The organism is Acidithrix ferrooxidans, from assembly GCF_000949295.1.
GTDB classification, from domain to species: domain Bacteria; phylum Actinomycetota; class Acidimicrobiia; order Acidimicrobiales; family Acidimicrobiaceae; genus Acidithrix; species Acidithrix ferrooxidans.
Map to the genome: position 1 here is coordinate 20,321 of NZ_JXYS01000062.1, position 18,234 is coordinate 38,554.

The following is an 18,234-nucleotide window of genomic DNA, read 5'->3' on the forward strand; positions in this document are numbered from 1 at the left end:
AAAATTGAAAAAGTAATGATCAACCAATTACACCTTCACCAAGATAAGGAGAAGCTAAATGTCTAAGAACCTAACGTCCTTGGCATTTGTCTGGATGAACTTTCGTCTCACTTCAACGTCATCACCCATCAAAACAGAGCAAACCTCGTCAGCGAGGGCTGCTTGTTCAACCGAAATCTGCAATAGTGAGCGCTTTGATGCATCCATGGTGGTATCCCTCAGCTCATCAAAGTCCATCTCGCCAAGGCCCTTGAGGCGTTGAAACTCATCTTTATGATTCGGAGAATTACTCAGAAAACGAACTCTAGCTGCCTCATCTTTTAGATAGATCTTGGATTTACCTACTCGTGTAGAAAAAAGTGGAGGTTGTGCAACGTAGACGAAGCCACCCTCAACTAGGGCCCGCATCTGTCTAAAGAAGAAGGTCAATAACAAAGTGCGGATATGGGAGCCATCGACGTCTGCATCGGCAAGAATGATCACCTTGTGATATCGAATCTTACTTACGTCAAAGTCATCGGCCATCCCACCACCGATCGCTGAAATTAATGCCTGGACCTCTTGATTTTTGAGCATCTTATCCAAACGAGCACGTTCAACATTTAATATCTTGCCTCTAATTGGCAAAATTGCCTGTGTCTTAGGATCTCTAGCGTCCTTAGCTGAGCCACCTGCGGAGTTTCCTTCAACGATAAAGAGCTCGGATTCCGCTGCATTCTTTGAAGAACAATCCACCAACTTACCTGGCAATCCAGCGCCTTCAAGAGCGCTCTTTCGCCTGGTTAGGTCACGAGCCTGCTTGGCAGCTAATCGAGAACGAGCGGCTGCTATCGCCTTTGAGGTAATCAGTTGAGCTTCTTTGGGATTCTCTTCGAACCATTCACTCAGTCGTTCGTTTGAAGCTCGCTCAACCATCGATCGAATCGATGCATTTCCAAGACGTCCTTTGGTTTGACCTTCAAACTGAGGGTCTGTAAGGCGAACCGATATAATCGCCGAGAGGCCCTCTCGAACGTCTTCACCCGCTAAGTTCTCGTCTTTTTCTTTCAATAAAGCTCGCGAACGAGCATATTTATTTAGCACTGTCGTCAGCGCTTTGCGAAACCCCTCTTCATGAGCGCCTCCATCGATAGTTGAAATTCCATTGGCAAACGAGTGAATGCTCTCGTAGTATGCAGTATTCCATTGGAAAGAGATCTCAACTTCGGAAGTGTCTTCAGATGCTGAAAAATAACCAACTTTTTTGAATAACGCCTCTTTTGACGAATTCAAATGAGCCACAAAGTCGACTATGCCACCAGCATAACAAAAGCTCTCGCTTTGACTTCGTCCACTTCGCTTGTCGTAAAAATCTATTCTTAGGCTCTTATTCAAAAAAGCCATAATCTGAAGTCGCTCAGTAATGGTTTGGGCACGAAATTCAATGTCGTCAAAGATCGTAGAATCCGGGTAAAAGGTTACAGTAGTTCCATGGTCTCTGCCTCTAGATCGACCAACATCATAGAGGGCTCTTTCCACAGTTCCCCCGTCAACAAAGGACATCATGTAGGAGCGCTTATCTCGGTCTATCTCAAGAACCAACCTCGATGAAAGTGCATTAACAACTGAAACACCTACACCGTGCAATCCTCCTGAGACTTTATATCCCCCACCGCCAAATTTTCCACCGGCGTGCAAGACTGTGAGAACAACTTCGGCTGCACTTTTGCCTGGATAGCTTGGGTGTGGATCGACTGGAATTCCACGTCCATTGTCACTAACGCGAACTCCGCCATCCTCTAAAAGAGTAACTACGATATGGTCGCAATGGCCAGCCATGGCTTCATCAACGGCGTTATCAACTACCTCCCAGACCAAATGGTGCAAACCAGAGGTGCTTGTCGATCCGATATACATACCAGGTCGCAAGCGAACGGGCTCAAGTCCCTCTAGAACTGTAATAGAGTCAGCATTGTAAGCGGCTGTGACGCTTGTAGTCCCTAGATCACTTTCCAACGTTGTCACCTTCCAGATTTAGAGTTTGGGCCTTTACTCGCGATCGCAATTGCGTCTCAATGCCGGTAAAGCCATAACCACGACTTGTCAATTCAGCGATAATTTTGCGCGACGCCAAGGTAAGAGAGGTCTTCGTTGGTGGCGAATCCACAGCTACTACCAAGATACTATCCTTAACCAAAGTAGGCCTGGAATGTGCACCTATGAGAACTCCAACCAACTCGTTCCATGATTGAATAATCTCATCCAATAAAAGCGAGTCATTTTTATCAATCATCTTTTTTACGATTGCAATTGAATTCGTAAAAGGATGCAGACTTGCATCATCCATACTTTCGATCGACCTACTCACAGAAGTGAACCGCTTTCAATTACTAATTTTTGATTAACTTTTTCATCGATTTGATGATCAATACTTGTAGTCACAATGGCCTGTGCGCTTTTCGTCCGTTTCAATACCTTTTCAATTCTTTCCTCGTCAAGCTCTGAAAAGACGTCGTCCAATAATATGATTGGATCTTCACCGATTCGCGATCGCAACAACTCATGGAGCGCCATCTTTAACGAAAAAGCTAACGTTCGCTGCTCACCTTGAGATGCTTCATATCTAGCATTTAGACCATTGATCCTAAAGATAATGTCGTCACGGTGTGGCCCGACGCTCGTTATTCCTCGCCTAATATCGTCTCTTCGAGAATCTAACAGATCCGACATTAAGTTCGTACGAACAGAAGGCACATAACTTGTTAGGACCTTCTCACCTTTTCCCGCTATATCAGCATACAACTCATTTAGGATGGGCTCGATCCTAGACAGCAGGGAAAGGCGCATTCGAATCAGCCTTTCACCTTCAATTGCTAATGATTCGTCGAATATCTCCAAAGAATCATAGCCCACACTACCATCGCCTCGTTGTAGTGATTTGAGGATATGGCTTCGATGCTGAAGTAATCTTTCGTAATTGTCTACGGTCTCGCTCGCTCGCGGACCCATCAAAATCAAGGAGTCATCGATGAATTCCCGTCGATGAGCAGGAGATCCTGAGACAATCTCAATATCTGAGAGCGTGAAGACTGTGAGCGGAATCGCTCTAACTACATCTCTTCGTGGTGTTACATTCCGATTTAACAGGAGCCGATCGGAGCCTCCCCTATTTAGCGAGAGTTCCAAGAGAAGTTCGCGCTGGTTAGAAAAGATATTTGCCCTTACGATGGAGGATTCACACTCTTTTGTAATCATGGAATCCTTTGGCGCGCCCCTGAATGATCGACCAGTGATCGCATAGGAAAGAGCCTCGATAATAGAGGACTTTCCCTGACCATTGCGACCAACGATTGCTGTAACGCCCACGGAAGAAGGGGTAATCGTTACCGATCGTACTTTCCTAAAATCAGTAATCTCTACAAAGCCGACAAACAGCGCAATTCCATTTCACTAAGGGCAAAAAGATCCCTTCAACAAACGTCGATCAACTCTCGGGCAAAATAATTCCACAAAGATCAAAAGATCCACTTACGCTGAGAGATGCTGGCCTGCCTACTGACGAATTGGCATTAGCAGATAAGTCAAGTCGCTATTGTCTGCGTTAGCAATTCTAACCGCCTTGTTGGTTGCAACTATTTCAAGAGCGGCATACTCAGATCCAACGGCATCGATTCCTTCATTTAGCAGTTCAGGATCAAAGGCAAGTGAAATCTCCTCGTCGCCGATGTAAGTTGCCTCGAGCTCTTCAGTGGCAGTTCCAACTTGAGGAATATGAACACTCATAAAGAGGCGTGTCTCCGTTATGTCGAGTCTCAGGTTAGTCATATCTCGATTTTCGCGAGCCATTCTTCGCAGTCGGCGTAGAGCTTCAACGATCTCACGCTTGGATACGACGAGCCGTTTTGGATAGCTGGGCTGGATTACCTGTCGATAATCGCGATATCTTTCTTCAATCAATCGAGTTACCAACAAAAAGTCACCAATCTCGAAGGCGGCTTCTTTATCACCCACAGATACACGAAGCTCTTCTTTTTGAGATCTAAGAGCTAGTAGTTTCTCAAGTTCGGTCAGCGAGCGAGCTGGCACAATAACTTCCGAATCGCTCTCGAGCAGATTCACTCCTCGAAGGTCTCGTATCGCCATACGTACTCCGTCTGTCGCAACCAAACGAAGGCCGCCATCGATGGCTGCAAATAAAACTCCCGTGTAGACAAAATCTCGAGCATCACCTTTAGCTGAAGCTCTAATCACCTGGGCCAAAGCTTCCTTTAGTTCGCCAGCATCTACGGTCACTGGAGCGACAGTCTCGTCTCTTAGATACGGTGGATTGAAGTCGGCCACGAGATTTACTGACATCTTGGCTCGTTGTGAACGCATGGTCAGTGCCATATCGTCAACATCAATTTCCACTATGCCTTCCCCAAGAGATTTAATTAGGTCGCTGGTCAGTGGAGTCGGAATAACACAACTTCCATCTTCGTGACCCAATACTTCAATTCTTACCTCAATTAAAATATCGGTTTCATGGGCGTAAATTACCAGATTGTCACCTGTTAAGTCTAAATGAACGCCATTTCCAAAAGATCGGCTCTCAAGTGCTCTGGATGCTATGCCGATACTTTCTGATAAGAGGTCTCTCTCGCAACTAAAACGCAACTAATAACTCCTTGAATTAAATTTAAATGATAACTGTAGTAATAGGGGCTGTGGACTGTGGATATCTAGCCATTGTTCCAGCTTGTGGTATATAACTTATCGGACTTTTTTCCACAGGGTTAGTCGAGGCTGTGCATGGTGTTTTTGCAGTTTCAAAAGATTGCTTACTTTTCATCTTGTTTTCAACATTCGTTTACCAATTATTCACAACTTATCCACAGGGTTATTCACAGCTGTTGACTTCTTATCTTAGATAGCAGAGCTGTGACGCGGTTATAGGTCTCTCTATCTTCGCTCATCTTGGATTCCACCTTGTTGACTGCGTGCATGACTGTGGTGTGATCTCGGTTGCCAAACTCTTTTCCAATTGCAGGGAAGCTCAGTGTTGTGAGCTCTCTAAAGACATACATAGCGACTTGGCGCGCCTCGACAAGCGGTCTCTTTCTTGATGAACCTTGGATCTCTAGAGGTGAGAGGCCATAGTAGGACGATATCGTCTCAATTATCTCCTGTGGAGTGATTGTCTTTGGAGTTGAGCCGTCAACTAAGTCCACTAAAAGCTCTCTGGCCAATGGAACTGTAATTTCGAGGTTATTTAGCGATGCGAAGGCGGAGACTCGAATAAGTGCCCCCTCTAGCTCTCTAATATTGTCCGAGATAGCCTGTGCTATAAACTCCAGTACGTCAAAAGGTACAGGATTTGGCATTAGCTCGGACTTTTTCCGAAGAATGGCCAGACGTGTTTCAACCTCTGGTGGCTGCACATCTGTTATCAGTCCAGACATGAAGCGACTTCGAAGTCGTTCTTCTAGGGTTGCAATAGCCTTTGGTGGGCGATCCGATGTGATGACCATCTGTTTTCCGGCTGAATGTAGATGGTTGAAGGTGTGGAAGAACTCCTCTTGGAGAGATTCTCGGCTCTCGAGAAACTGGATATCATCGATCAGCAGTACGTCGCATTCGCGATAGCGACGTTTGAAGGCCGTAGTGGTGTTTTTTCTAATTGCATCTACAAATTCATTTAGGAATGTTTCAGTGGAAACGTACCTAACAGTAAGGGCGGGATAGTTCTCAAGGGAGTAATTTCCAATCGCATTGAGGAGGTGAGTCTTTCCAAGACCTGCTTTTCCATGGATGAAAAGGGGGTTGTAGCTCCTTGATGGAGTTTCAGCCACCGATAATGCAGCTGCATGGGCAAAGCGGTTGGAGCTACCGATGACAAATGCTTCAAAGGTGTGGGAGGGGTTGATAAGGCCACGAGACGTTTCGTTGGCTTTAGCAATTTTGGAATCTTTTGCGGAAAAGCCCCCCGAAGTGTTAGTCGGCTCAAAGAGAGGTGAAAGGGTATTTGAGCGAGTTGATCCAGAGGATCGTGGCGCTTCCACCTCTTCGATGTGTTTTTCTGCGCGAATAGTTACGTTTGCATTTGAGATGCCTATCGCCTCGAGTGCTTGTGTAATCGTCGTGAGATGACGTTCTTCGATTCGAGATTTTGCTATCGTCGATTGAACTACAAGCGTAAGAGATTCGCTTTCATCGTCGATTGGGATAATTGTCTCAAAGAGGGCATACCACGAGGACTCACTAATACGTTCGAGAATGTGTGGGCGACATAGTCTCCATATTTCATCAGCGTCGCGCATCGTGTCTTCCTCGTATTCGGTTTTTTGTTTTGTTTGTCTTTAGGGTATAAAAGTTGAGTTACCAATGTGAGATGGTGACTATGATTCTAGATAATTCGAAGTATGTAATTCTCCATCGATTCGCTATGAATTTGCTCTTGTGACCATCTTGTATGAGATGGCGGTTCGACCATGGGCTAGATAAGGCTATTATGGAATTTTGTTCATAAAGCGCTAATGCGCGATTCAATTCGAATTTTATGAGATTTTGGAGTAGTAACGATGAAGAGAACTTTTCAGCCTAACAATAGGAAGCGCTCGAAAAAGCACGGATTTAGACACCGTATGTCTACAAGAGCAGGTAGAGCCGTTCTCAAAGCCCGTCGACTCAAGGGTAGAGTAAATATTAGCGCTTAGGGATTAATGGATCTTTTTGATCATAGTCACCGCCCATATAGATCTAAATTTCATAGATAGCTCGATTTAATCTCTAAGTTTGCTCGATTTTTTTTACGAAATTGCCAGTTATTTAGGTAGCAAAATTAGTATCGACCGCAAAATTGAGTGTTGTTGTGGCAGTTTTGTAATATTTTTGCTATTTAATTTCAGTCTTGGCATTGCAAATCGTTGCAATAGATGATTTTGAGTTTATGTTCACAAGGTGACGTCCCTAGGTTTGTTTGGCGGAGTTGTTATTTCAGCGAGAGTTAATTGTGGACTCGATTAGAGAATCAAAGGACTTTCAAGAGGTTAGAAACCTTGGCAAACGCAGCCGAAAGCAGTGTTTGGCCCTTAGTTATCTCAATAAGGGCTCAGAGCTGTCGATCGGAATGGCAGTTCCAAGGAAGGTCGGCAAGGCTCACGTTCGAAATAAGATTCGGCGGCGAGTAAGGGAGATATTTCGTAGTCGCGAAGATGCTATAGGCTCTGGTATGTACGTTATATCTGTCTATCCTGGCGCCCATCTTCTGAGCTATGACGATCTCAAAGAGATGCTAGAAGATTTGATCGAGATTGTCAAGAAGAAAGCCATGGCCTAGTTGAGTTCCATGGTCGTAGTCCTAAGGTGAAGGTTTTTTGAGATGAAGAAGTTAGTGCTTGGTGCCATAGCAGGCTACCAAAAGGTTAGATTTGGCAGAGTGTCGCCTTGTCGCTACTTTCCTTCGTGCTCAGACTATAGCATTGAGGCAATTGAGACACATGGTTTAGCCAAAGGCGTTGGTCTTTCGCTCAAGCGTATAGCAAGATGTAATCCATTTGGTGGATCTGGGTTTGACCCAGTACCCGAAGCGAACGGTAAAAAGGTAGTTCGATGACTTATTTGGGTGATTTATTCAAGCCCCTATTCGACTTAATTGCAGGGCTAATCGCCTTCTATTATGGGTTTTTGCATAGTTACTCCCTATCAATTGGCCTGTTAACTGTAACGGTTATGGCTTTTTTGTGGCCCCTTACCGCCATGAGTACCAGATCGATGATCTCCATGCAAAAGTTGCAGCCTGAACTTAAAGCTCTTCAAGCTAAGCATAAGGGCGATAAGGTACGGCAAAATGAAGAGATGCAAAGGCTCTTTAAGGAAAATAAGGTTTCGCCAGCCGGTGGATGTCTGCCAATGCTATTGCAGTTTCCTGTTCTCTTTGTCATGTACGACGTTATTCGTGGACTTACCAACAAGTTGCCCAACGGTACCGCGGCACCTAAGTACGTGGGTCAGTCGACTTTGATCTATAAGAACCTAAAGGCCTCCAATGGCAATATGCACTCCATCGGACTGAATTTAGGTACTGCTGCTACGCACGTTCACACTGGTTTTATCAATGCTCTTCCTTATTACGGACTAGTCGCATTGGCGATTGGTCTGGTATTTCTATCAACCTGGCAGATTTACTCCAAAAATCCAGCTGCTGCAAATGCAAACCCGCAGCAGGCTGCGATTATGAAGTATTCGCCCCTAATTTATGGTGTAATTTACATAGGCATTCCAGCCGGTGTAAACCTTTACTTTGTAGTTTCGTCACTATTTAGAATTGTCCAGCAAGAGTTTATGTGGAGGAGAGATCCGGTTCTAAGGAGCCATTCAATCGATGCACGTAAGCAGGCCGATGAGATTAAAGCTCAGAAGGCTGCTGGGACATATGTGGCGCCTCCAAAGGTAGGTTTCATGGATCGAATGAAAGAGGCTCAGGGCCAGACCCAACCGAAGAATTCGGGAAATGGCGGAACTCCTCGTTCGGGAGGTGGAACTACTCCACCAAGACCGCGTCCAGCGACAAGTCGCAATGGTAACTCGCAAGCCAAGAAAAAGAAACGCTAGTTTGTTGCGGCTTTTATAGAATTCAAAGAGGATTAAATCAAGATATGGAATGGGTAGAGACTACAGGTCGATCTGTCGAGGAGGCAATGACAGCCGCTCTTGACCTTTTAGGGGTTGACGAGAGTGAGATTGATTTCGAAGTATTAGAGGAGCCAAAGACTGGCATGTTTGGTCGGACAAAGCGTGAAGCTAGAATTCGCGTTAGAGTTAAACCAAATATTCCTCGTTCCAAGGATGCTGCTCGCAGGACTAGGCGTCGGCGTGAGCGACCTGGTGGCTCCAGTGAACGAACATCGACCTCTAATGAGCGACCAACTGCTTCAAATTCAAGTACTCACACTAGCTCCAATGGCAGAGGGCGTTCAGAGGCTGCTTCAATCAACAATGAGAAGAACAACTATGAAAAGAGCGATGTTGTTGAAGAACGAGAAACTCCTGCTAGAGAAGTTTCAAATGAACGTAACGGAAGAAGGGTTCCAACAAAGATGACTGAAGAGGACTATCAAGATGAAGTCGAGGAGGCCATTCCGTTGGTCGATCAGGCGGGAGCTGCTCAAGAGTTTCTGGCTGGTTTGATGAGGGAGTTTCACATCCCAGGGCAGATCTCTGTTTCATCAATGGAAGACGACCAAATATCGATCGATATAACTGGAGATGCGAATTTTGGCCTTTTAATTGGACCTAAGGGGCTTGTAATGGCCTCAGTTCAAGAGTTGGCTAGAGCTTCGGTTCAAAATCGATTTCGTCGTGCCAATGCTCGAATCAATGTGGACATAGCGGGTTTTAGAGAGCGACGTCGAACTTCCTTGGAAGCCTTTGCTATCTCTGTAGCGAACCAAGTTAAGGTTTCTGATCGTCAAAAGGCTCTTGAAGCGATGAATTCATCGGATCGAAAGATTGTCCATGACGTTTTGAATGATATGGAAGGTATCTTTACCCGTTCAGAGGGGCGTGAACCACGTCGCTATGTTGTGGTGTCGCCTAGGCCATGGGAGTCAAATGGCGACTCTGAAGATTTTGACCGTGACCGTGACCGATAGGGTACGGTAGTCAAACTATGACAGATGCCTCAATTTCTGATTCCTTGGAGCCTTGGTATCAAGAGAGTCGGTTGATTGGCGGGATCGGTTCCGATAGCTTAGAAAAATTGCTAGAGATGGCCTCGAACTACATCGATGTAGTTCGAGGCCATCTTGGTTCGGGTAACCTTTCGATTTTAGATCTCGGCTCTGGAGTTGGTATTCCGGGATTATTGATGGCCCTTTTAGACGACGCTTTATTTGTTACTTTGGTCGATGGAATGGCGAAACGCTCTGCATTAGCAAGTCGATACTCGATAGAGTTCGCTTTAGCGGATCGATTGATCGCTCGAAACGGACGGGCTGAAGAGCTAGGAGATGTTCTTGGACGCTTCGACTGTGTGGTTGCTAGGTGTTTTGGAGCACCTCCGATATTGGCAGAGATAGCATCGGGTTTTATTAGACCCGGTGGGATCTTGCTAGCTAGCGAACCACCGACGCCCACCGACGCCCAAGGCGTCGACAATACACGTTGGTCTTTAGCGGGACTTTCTAAACTTGGTTTTGGAGTTCCTACATTTGTTCATTTAGATTTTCACTTTGTAGTTATCCCCAAGCTCCAGGATCGTGTTAGAGGCCGTGCTTTTCGAAATATAGTGAAGAATCCACTCTGGTGACCTAAGGCCGCTAAAGGGCTATCAGAGGCCCTTAGGTTGGTAGACGTCTTCTGTAGGGTTCCACCTATCCGTTTTCGAGGTTTCAGGGCCTTTTTGGTGAGTTTGGATCCGCTTTGGCTGGTTGCCTAGCCGCCGTTATCTTTGTAGCGATCTTGCTATACGGCGCCCAAAGAGTAATCTTCCGGACGCCATATTTTTTGGATATGTCTATTCCTTTTCATCTTCGATGAGTTGTTCGGTGATTCGTTTGAGGTCTTCGAGGTTATCGAATTCTATGACTACCCTTCCTTTTGACTTTGGTGAGTTCGATTTGGGCATTTGCACTTCGACCTTGGTATCTAGTAGGTCGACCAAGATTTTCTCGAGTTCCATAATGCCAGCGGGTTTAAATTGTTTCGTGTCTTTTTTTGGTTTGCCGACCTTAGGCACATTGTTTTCTCCAAGAAGTGCCTCAAGTGCCCTTACTGAGAGGTCTTCCTCGACGATTCTCTTTGCGTATTGTTCTTGCTGCGTGCGATCGCTTATGGAAAGTAGCAGACGAGCGTGGCCAGGTGAGATGCGTCGTTCTACTAAGAGTCGCTGGGCATTTGCCGGTAGTTGCAGTAGCCTCATAGAATTTGTTATTACCGCACGCGACTTTCCAATTCGGGTTGCAAGAGTTTCATGGGTGAATGCGAACTCTTCAATCAGGCTCTGGTAGGCCATCGCCTCTTCGATTGGATTTAGATCCTCTCGATGCAGGTTTTCTACCAGAGCTTGCTCTAGCGACATCTTGGAGTCGGCCTGTTGTACTATTGCAGGTACCGTATCTAATCCAACCCGTCGGGCGGCTCTCCAGCGGCGCTCCCCCGCAATGATTTGGTATTGTCCTTCTTCTATCTCGTGTACCAGGATTGGTTGAATGATTCCCATCGCGCCTATCGATGCGGCAAGGCTCGAGAGAGCTTCTTCATCGAAGGATTTGCGCGGTTGATCGGGGTTGGGTCGAATGTGCGATGTGGGAATCTCTTTGTAAGTTGCTTGGCGATCTTGTGACTCACCTTGGGGTATCAGGGAACCAAGTCCCCTACCGAGTCCAGCCTTTCGTACCATCAGTCTATTTCCTTGGCTAGTTCGCGATAGGCCACTGCCCCACGGGATATGGGGTCAAATACTGTAATTGGTTGTCCATAGGAGGGCGCTTCAGAGAGTCTCACGGAACGAGGAATCACTGTTTTGCAGACGATCTGTGGATAGTGCGATTGTACGTCTGCGGCTACCTGTTCGGCTAGTTTGGTTCGAGAGTCGTACATAGTGAGCACTATATGGGTAACCTCGAGGGTTGGATTGAGGTTAGATTTTACAAGCTTTACGTTTCGGAAGAGTTGGGTGAGTCCTTCTAATGCATAATATTCGCACTGAATGGGAACAAGGACCTCGGCAGCAGCAACAAGTGCATTGATGGTCAGGAGGCCGAGAGACGGTGGACAGTCGATAATGATGAGGTCAAATTCGTCCGAGACTTCATCGAGCGTCCTCTTGAGGCGATTCTCGCGACTGAGTTGGCTTACCAATTCGATCTCTGCACCGGCCAAATCTATGTTAGCTGGTAGAACGAAGAGGTTTTTGACAGCGGTTGGTTCGATTGCATCCTCAATGGGTACATCATGAAGAAGGACGTCGTAGACAGTAGTGGCTAGAGCTCTAATGTCGATTCCCATACCGGTACTCGCGTTACCTTGGGGATCTAGGTCTATCACCAGGACGCGTTTTCCCGATTCGGCGATTGCGGCTGCTAGATTTACCGAAGTGGTAGTTTTCCCTACCCCACCCTTTTGGTTAGCGATGGCGATGATTCTAGTTTGATTATCAGTCACGGTCTCCCCGTCCATACATTTACGGCATTTGTTTCACGTGAAACACACATTTGATCGATGCCTGCAGCGTTAGTCTTTCAAGAAGGATCTTCAAGAAGGATCTTCTAGAAGGTGACGTGAGATTTAGGCGTTTGCTTTGGGCTGCTGGGGCGATATCTAGTGGTTTCACTTATGTTAGTTAGGCTACACCATTAAGGGTGGCATTGCTACTCGTTTTCGGTGTCGGTTTGCTCTTTTGTCTATTCGGACCTACCTAATGGATCGCAACGTTGAGGTAATTTCGATTCGAGATCGCGTAGTGATAGGTACGGCAGTTATCGATCTCATCAATCGATGGTATTTCCGGAATGATTGAGATCTCGTTGGGGTATCTCCGATTCGGGTGGATTTGTAAGGTTTTGGCGGCGATCTGAGACTATCTTGATTTCTCGTGAGCTTTTTGCTTTTGCTGTGACAGTAGTTCGGATTGTCAAGGGGGTAGTGATTGGTTGAACCCGTGGCACCGTTGAACCAGTGGCACCGTTGAACCAGTGGCACCGTTGTACTAGGCCGAGAAGGATCTGTTCAAGACGATCTAGTTAGCATTGAATTGCTGGGGGCCATCCTTAGTTTTTGGCTTAGAGTTGGCTACACCGTGATTGTTCTGTTTTTCTCTGTTGAATCGGGTATTCTATCCAGGTGGCGCGTTTCGAGAAGCGTTTTAATTTTTGTCGAGAGGTATGGTGAGTTGCATTTGAGTGGTTATCTCTATTGATAGATCTCTTTGGTTGCGAATCTCGCCGGAGTGGAAGTAAGACCTTAATTGCCCGGGTCTATGGTGATGGGGAGTTCGGGACTTAGAGCGATCCTGTCTTGTTAGTTATTCCTTTATCTTTTTGGCTAGCTTCTACCTTGTTTTCTGTCTTTAAAATTTTGCCTTCTTTAATGCGTTACCTTCGCCTAGTCAAGTGCTACAAAGAGTCTTTTTGTTTTTGAATTGGCTATTGGGTGAGGTGATTAGTGGCTTTCTTTTCCAGGGTTTTTCTTAGATATGCCCTGTCAAAGCCATTTTTGGCATGTTACCTAACCTATAGTTCGGTGATCATTCGTCAGTGCGATTGTGTTTCACGTGAAACACCTATAGCCCTAGGCCTCGGATTATTCTGGCTAGTGACCGGTCTGCGTCGTCGTATTATTCTGATTGTTTTGCATTTGGTCTGTAGTTAGCCGGTAGTTTGAGTATTTTGTTCAGCAACTAAATAAGTTAGGTGCTGGATCGACCGCTTTCATGGCAGGTATGGTCTCGGCAGATTCTCAGTAGGTGAGATCGATCTAGAAAAGCTGCGCATTCCATTTCGTTCGATATCGATAATACAGGAGGATGGTTTTGCTCCTGACTACGATCAATATGGCGAACATTACCCCTGGCGATCGGAAGGTCTCTTATGTTTTGGTGTGATCGTTTTTTTGATTCCCCTTCAAGGGTCTCTTACATTGGTTCGCCGATCAGCCCAAATATCCAGTGCCGAGTTAGTTTCCTTGGCTGTCAATTTTATGTCCAGTCAATTTTCTGGGCTCTGTCATGGTTGGTTTGGATAGTGGTGACGGGGGAGTTGTTCGATCTTTATTTCGCCGAGAGGCACAAGGTCTTTAGGATCGCGATATCGAGATTTAAAGTAAGCAACAGAACTAATTGGAAGATTTTCGTAGCAATTGCTCTTTGAGATAGCTTTGTGTTTCTAGGCAACCCGAGGTTGGATCTCCTCCTGGCCAGCAAGTATTTGGTCCGAAATGTAGCGGAACTAGCCCTAATTGTTCTACCGGGTGTTATAGAGGTACCAGTTGGGATTGGTGCAAAGCATGGCAATCGAAATCCGGGCTCTTGGTTGGCTGGTTTCGTAGCCATAGGTTGGGCGATAATCGGTTTTGTGTCCATCACCCAGCTTTTTGATAAAGCGGAAGATTGTGCCGTTTAGGGCAGAGGCTATGGTGCGTTATCATCGGATTTAGCTGGTGGTTTGCATAGAACTTTCTTCGTATGGTTCTTAGGGAGTTTTGATGTAGCACGATTTTTTTGTGTCGTTTGGTTTCGCATTGGTTCATGGGAGGTCATTATGGTGATGGTTTCCATTGGTTTTGCGGTCGATTTGTTGCACCGCAAGGGTGAGGACTAAGGGCGAGTTGTTCGTTTTGCTTCGCCATGGTTAAGGGGAGGTTGCTGGGTTTGAGCCGGTTGGTAAAGATGGGGTGCATTAGTTGGGGCTTTAGGGTTGGGTCAGAAGGGGTTTATCCAAGGAACACCCTTTGGTGGATAGAGTTTTGAGTATCTTGCTTCTATGGATATGAGGCTTTTCTAGGAATTGATCCAGAGCTGGGACTACTGGTTTGTCCTTCGTTTTAAATGGGTGCCTTGTGTGAGAGCTCTTGGGTTGTATTGAGCGGCGGCTAATGCGGTCGAGGGTTGTCTAGTACCGTGTTTGAGCGTAATGGAAGTCCTGGTAGATGCTCAAAGACAGATTGTGGATCGGTTTGGTGGTCTCAGGAGCCACTATAAGGACTTCAGGTCGGTGCGACTGTGGTGTCTAGAAGATGCTTCTGACGGCGACTGGTGACTGGTGACTGGCGACTGGCGACTGGCGACTGGCGACTGGCGACTGTTGGTCTTCTTGGATTTATTGCATTTGTTGTGTGGTTTTGCTAGTCAAAGTGAACCGCTTCAGGATTGGACTATAGCTAAAGTTTCTTGTGCCATCAAGATAGGCTGTCTCTAAGGTTTGTGGTTGGTTTTAGTAGGTCGTCCCATTTCGCGGCAGCCTTTTGATTGAGATCTCTTTGTCTTGGTGTGGTCGATGGCCATGACAGGATCCCTGGTGTAAGAGTTTATTCCAGGAGAATTATCCGTGAGTTTTCCGGGATGGTTTCCTGTTTTTCTGAGTGGATGATTTATGCACTTGTGGTTATGTGAGGCGTGCTATTTTGGGTTTGTGGTGAACTCTACCTGGTGAGGACCTATCTGGTTCTTACGGTGTGTCAACTGACGCGATAAAGAGGCCTATCTCTTCGGAGATCGTTTCGAAGTTAAATTCGCCCATGGGGGAGGGTAGTTGGAGCGAGTCTGAGGTAGTGTGATCGGATTGCTGAATCGATTGAGCGATGAGCATTCCCCAATAGAGAGCTTTGGAGTTTTGATCGCTTGCTTCTATGGGTTCATGGTGATGGTGGGCGATAGCATTGCAGAATTCGTCAGGATATCCCCATTTGGTTAAGATTGAGTTCGAGAGTTCTGAATGTGTGACACCAAATTGGATGAGTTCGAGTTCTTCCTGGTAGGGTCCGCGTTCAGCTAGTGGTTGTAGGAGGGTTTCTTTTTGAATTTGATTGCAGGTATCTCTGTCGCTGTTGTAGATTATTACCTCACCAAAATCCGCCAAGAGACCTCCAGTTAGTCCAAATGATCGATCTAGCGACATTGCTTCTGCGGTCTTTGCGGTGGCGATAGAGTTGGCGAGGAGTTTGTGCCATATTTGCGTGGGAATATCGATTGAAGCTCTAAGTAGTGATGCGAGTGCTATCGACCTGATTGCCAAAAGACCCAGGATTGAGACGGCGAAGTTGAGGTTAGATACTCTTCCGGGAAGACCATAGTAGTTTGAGTTGGCAATTCGAATTATGTTCGCACTTAATATAGGATCACTGTTGATCAACTTAGATATATCACCGGTCCCAGAGTCGGGGTTGTCTATGGCTGAGACGATCATTGATGCTACTGAAGGGTTTGTGTTGGCGTTCTTCAGGAGCGATACTAACTTTGAAAGTGTTGAAGTGGACATAATTACCCCTCGTGTCTTTGCTTTGAATGTTGTTTCACACCATACATGGAGGCATCAGCTCTATTTAGGAGTTCTTCGGGGGATATCGCGGGATCGCTGGAGGTAAATGAGCCGAAGCTTCCAGAGATTCTTATTTGTGTATTTGCGAAGTGGACTGGCGCCTCCATGGATGACTTTAGTTCGGCGATGATTGTTGTGGCTTCTACTTCGTCGAAGATTCCAGGGCAAAGGACTACAAATTCGTCTCCAGCATAGCGATAGGCTAGATTGCCATCTCGACAGCCATAACGTAGACCGTTGGCAGCTTCTATCAATATACGGTCCCCAGCCTTATGACCTAAGCTGTCGTTTACAACTTTGAAATCATTTAGATCGCAGAAGATTACCGTTATGCCCTTAATCTCTTTATTGGTGAGAGCTTGATGGTGGCTATAGAGATCGTTCATCATCGCTGCTCTGTTGGGCAGTCCGGTGAGGGGGTCATGTGTTGCGGCATGGGCCATCTGTTCTTCGCGGAGGCATCTGTCTGTGATGTCTTCTGCCGTGCCTGCAAATCCTGCTCGCCCGTCACCAGAGATAATTGGTGAAATGGTATATAGGATTCGTTTGGTGGTGCCACTAAAGGTGACTAGATCAATTTCGCTCTCCGTTACTACGCCAGATAGGGTCTTTAGTACGGCCTCCTCGATTATAGGACGACTTATTGGAGGAATCTGGTCAATCCATCCGGTGCCAAGGAGGGTCTCGACCGGACTTTGATATATCTGTGCCAGAAAGTCATTTGCGAATTCGGTACGTAGGCCTACCTCGCTGTAGAAGATTCCTATAGGAATCTGATTTGCTAAAACCCAGAGGCGCTCTTGATAGAGGGCGAGCTCGTGATGGGCATCAAATTCGGTTCGGTCTGTGATCTCTAGCATCATCTCGCTATTGGAGAGCGGGGTTGCTAGACAAGAAATTGGTATCGTAATTCCAGTGGCGTGAACTAGTTCGCCCTCGAGATTTTGAGCGTGGTTGAGCTTAGTGGGAATCTCTATAGTGGTAATCTCGTCAAGTCGTTGACCGATGATATCGATAGCAGCCGTAGCCATCCGTGTTGCGGTTGCATTGTTGATCCAAATGATTTCTTCTCGAGCTACGAGAATTAGCGCCTTTTCGGTATTGGTAAGAAAGCTCCGTAGCGAACCAAGGAGTTCTCGATCTGAGCTAGTCGTAACTTGCATAGCATCTCCGGTACCTTCGACTGATTAATTGTCTTTAATATCGGGGCGATTATAAGTTTTCTTTAGTAACACAACCAAGGCCAAGGGCAATTTGGCGGGACTTCGGATTTAAGTGGGGAATTTAGTCAGGTGTAGCCACGCACCAGGGGTGAGTTTGGGAGGGTCACAGGGGCTCTGCCAGAATGGGATAGTTCAACAACTCATCACTGGAGGGCCCCTGTGGAAGAAAATCCTATTCGAATTGCAGAGATCTTGCTCGGTCTAAAGGATGTCAATTTGATTGGCATCGAGGATCTGGGTGACCAAGGTTCAAAGACACCCCTTCGGGTCCATATCGAGTGTCGAGGCGAACGACCAAAATGCCCAGTATGTAATGGGATGAGTTATTCCAAGGGAGGCTCACTAGTAGAGCTGATTGATCTACAAAGCTTTGGCCGTGCCGTCAGACTCATCTGGCACAAACGCAGGTGGGAGTGCAAGGATGGGAACTGTTCCGCCCCGTCGTGGAGTGACGTGGACACTAGGATCGCAGCTCCAAGACTCAAGCTCACCGATAGGGCAGCTAGATTCGCAACCCGAGTGGTTGGTAGAGATGGTCGATCGGTGTCATCGGTAGCCAGAGAGCTCGATTGTGATTGGCACACGATCAATGACGCTGTCATTGCCTATGGGACTCCCCTCGTAGAGGATCCAAGTCGCTTTGGTAAGGTTCGTGCACTCGGATTAGATGAGACCTTGTTTTGTCGCGAGGGTCGCTATCGGACCCAGAAGTGGTCTACCTCAATCGTGGACGTTACGAGTCCAACCCTTCTTGATGTCGTGCCTGGTAGAGAGGGAAAGGAGCCAAAGAAGTGGATAGCCAGTCAGTCCAAGGAGTGGCGTGACGCAGTCAAGTGGGGAACTCTTGATCTAGCTGGTTCTTACCGGGCGGTCTTTCGAGAGGCGTTACCAAACGCTACCATGGTAGCCGATCCATTCCACCTGATAAAGCTGGCCAACACTCGCCTTGATGAGGTGAGAAGAAGGGTACAACAGAACATCCTTGGTCACAGAGGCAGGGGTGGGGATCCCCTCTATCG

General features: G+C 46.6%; 17 protein-coding genes. 8 read left to right on the forward strand and 9 right to left on the reverse strand.

Annotated elements, in window-relative coordinates:
• Nucleotides 1-54: 54 nt before the first annotated feature.
• The 5 genes from gyrB to dnaA all read right to left on the reverse strand — a co-directional run bounded on the left by gyrB (nt 55) and on the right by dnaA (nt 6,278).
• Nucleotides 55-1,995 (reverse strand): DNA topoisomerase (ATP-hydrolyzing) subunit B, encoded by a 1,941-nt coding sequence (gene gyrB, locus AXFE_RS09495; protein ID WP_052605627.1) that lies wholly within the window; start codon nt 1,993-1,995, stop codon nt 55-57.
• The gene (locus AXFE_RS09500) at nt 1,985-2,326 is read right to left on the reverse strand and encodes a DUF721 domain-containing protein (protein WP_152625999.1); all 342 of its coding nucleotides are present in this window, start codon (nt 2,324-2,326) and stop codon (nt 1,985-1,987) included. The genes gyrB and AXFE_RS09500 overlap by 11 nt, the downstream gene beginning before the upstream one ends.
• A 17-nt stretch (nt 2,327-2,343) precedes the next feature.
• Entirely contained in the window at nt 2,344-3,420 is a 1,077-nt protein-coding gene (gene recF / locus AXFE_RS09505) for a DNA replication/repair protein RecF (RefSeq protein ID WP_082058635.1), read from the reverse strand.
• A gap of 111 nt (nt 3,421-3,531) precedes the next feature.
• A complete protein-coding gene (gene dnaN / locus AXFE_RS09510) occupies nt 3,532-4,635 on the reverse strand; it encodes a DNA polymerase III subunit beta (RefSeq protein WP_052605630.1) in 1,104 nt (367 codons plus the stop codon).
• 227 nt (nt 4,636-4,862) lie between these two features.
• On the reverse strand, nt 4,863-6,278 hold the full coding sequence (gene dnaA / locus AXFE_RS09515; RefSeq protein WP_052605631.1) for a chromosomal replication initiator protein DnaA: 1,416 nt from the start codon (nt 6,276-6,278) through the stop codon (nt 4,863-4,865).
• 261 nt (nt 6,279-6,539) lie between these two features.
• On the opposite strand from dnaA, the gene rpmH reads away from it, so the two are divergent.
• The 6 genes from rpmH (at nt 6,540) to AXFE_RS09540 (ending at nt 10,267) form a co-directional block, all read left to right on the forward strand.
• The gene (gene rpmH / locus AXFE_RS18480; protein WP_082058636.1) at nt 6,540-6,674 is read left to right on the forward strand and encodes a 50S ribosomal protein L34; all 135 of its coding nucleotides are present in this window, start codon (nt 6,540-6,542) and stop codon (nt 6,672-6,674) included.
• Between the two features lie 296 nt (nt 6,675-6,970).
• Complete coding sequence (gene rnpA / locus AXFE_RS09520; RefSeq protein ID WP_160291806.1) at nt 6,971-7,297, forward strand: ribonuclease P protein component; 327 nt, start codon at nt 6,971-6,973, stop codon at nt 7,295-7,297.
• A 42-nt stretch (nt 7,298-7,339) separates the two neighbouring features.
• Entirely contained in the window at nt 7,340-7,573 is a 234-nt protein-coding gene (gene yidD, locus AXFE_RS09525) for a membrane protein insertion efficiency factor YidD (protein ID WP_052605633.1), read from the forward strand.
• On the forward strand, nt 7,570-8,571 hold the full coding sequence (locus AXFE_RS09530) for a YidC/Oxa1 family membrane protein insertase (RefSeq protein WP_052605634.1): 1,002 nt from the start codon (nt 7,570-7,572) through the stop codon (nt 8,569-8,571). The genes yidD and AXFE_RS09530 overlap by 4 nt, the downstream gene beginning before the upstream one ends.
• A gap of 44 nt (nt 8,572-8,615) precedes the next feature.
• Entirely contained in the window at nt 8,616-9,611 is a 996-nt protein-coding gene (gene jag / locus AXFE_RS09535) for an RNA-binding cell elongation regulator Jag/EloR (RefSeq protein ID WP_052605635.1), read from the forward strand.
• A 17-nt stretch (nt 9,612-9,628) separates the two neighbouring features.
• Nucleotides 9,629-10,267: an RsmG family class I SAM-dependent methyltransferase gene (locus tag AXFE_RS09540; protein WP_052605636.1), complete on the forward strand. Its 639-nt coding sequence runs from the start codon at nt 9,629-9,631 to the stop codon at nt 10,265-10,267.
• A gap of 207 nt (nt 10,268-10,474) precedes the next feature.
• On the opposite strand, the gene AXFE_RS09545 is transcribed toward AXFE_RS09540, so the two are convergent.
• Together AXFE_RS09545 and AXFE_RS09550 are read right to left on the reverse strand one after the other, a co-directional pair.
• Nucleotides 10,475-11,359 (reverse strand): ParB/RepB/Spo0J family partition protein, encoded by an 885-nt coding sequence (locus AXFE_RS09545; protein WP_052605637.1) that lies wholly within the window; start codon nt 11,357-11,359, stop codon nt 10,475-10,477.
• Nucleotides 11,359-12,123: a ParA family protein gene (locus tag AXFE_RS09550; protein ID WP_235347731.1), complete on the reverse strand. Its 765-nt coding sequence runs from the start codon at nt 12,121-12,123 to the stop codon at nt 11,359-11,361. The genes AXFE_RS09545 and AXFE_RS09550 overlap by 1 nt, the downstream gene beginning before the upstream one ends.
• Nucleotides 12,124-13,835: 1,712 nt before the next feature.
• Here AXFE_RS09550 and AXFE_RS09555 point away from each other — a divergent pair.
• Nucleotides 13,836-14,078: a hypothetical protein gene (locus AXFE_RS09555; protein WP_152626001.1), complete on the forward strand. Its 243-nt coding sequence runs from the start codon at nt 13,836-13,838 to the stop codon at nt 14,076-14,078.
• A 1,044-nt stretch (nt 14,079-15,122) separates the two neighbouring features.
• Here AXFE_RS09555 and AXFE_RS09560 read toward each other — a convergent pair.
• Nucleotides 15,123-15,932, reverse strand: a complete 810-nt coding sequence (locus AXFE_RS09560) for an HDOD domain-containing protein (RefSeq protein ID WP_052605640.1) — start codon at nt 15,930-15,932, stop codon at nt 15,123-15,125.
• Between the two features lie 2 nt (nt 15,933-15,934).
• Nucleotides 15,935-17,155, reverse strand: a complete 1,221-nt coding sequence (locus tag AXFE_RS09565) for a GGDEF domain-containing protein (protein ID WP_052605641.1) — start codon at nt 17,153-17,155, stop codon at nt 15,935-15,937.
• A 219-nt stretch (nt 17,156-17,374) separates the two neighbouring features.
• On the opposite strand from AXFE_RS09565, the gene AXFE_RS09570 reads away from it, so the two are divergent.
• Nucleotides 17,375-18,234 (forward strand): transposase (locus AXFE_RS09570; protein WP_200891249.1); only part of this gene is annotated, 860 nt, incomplete at its 3' end.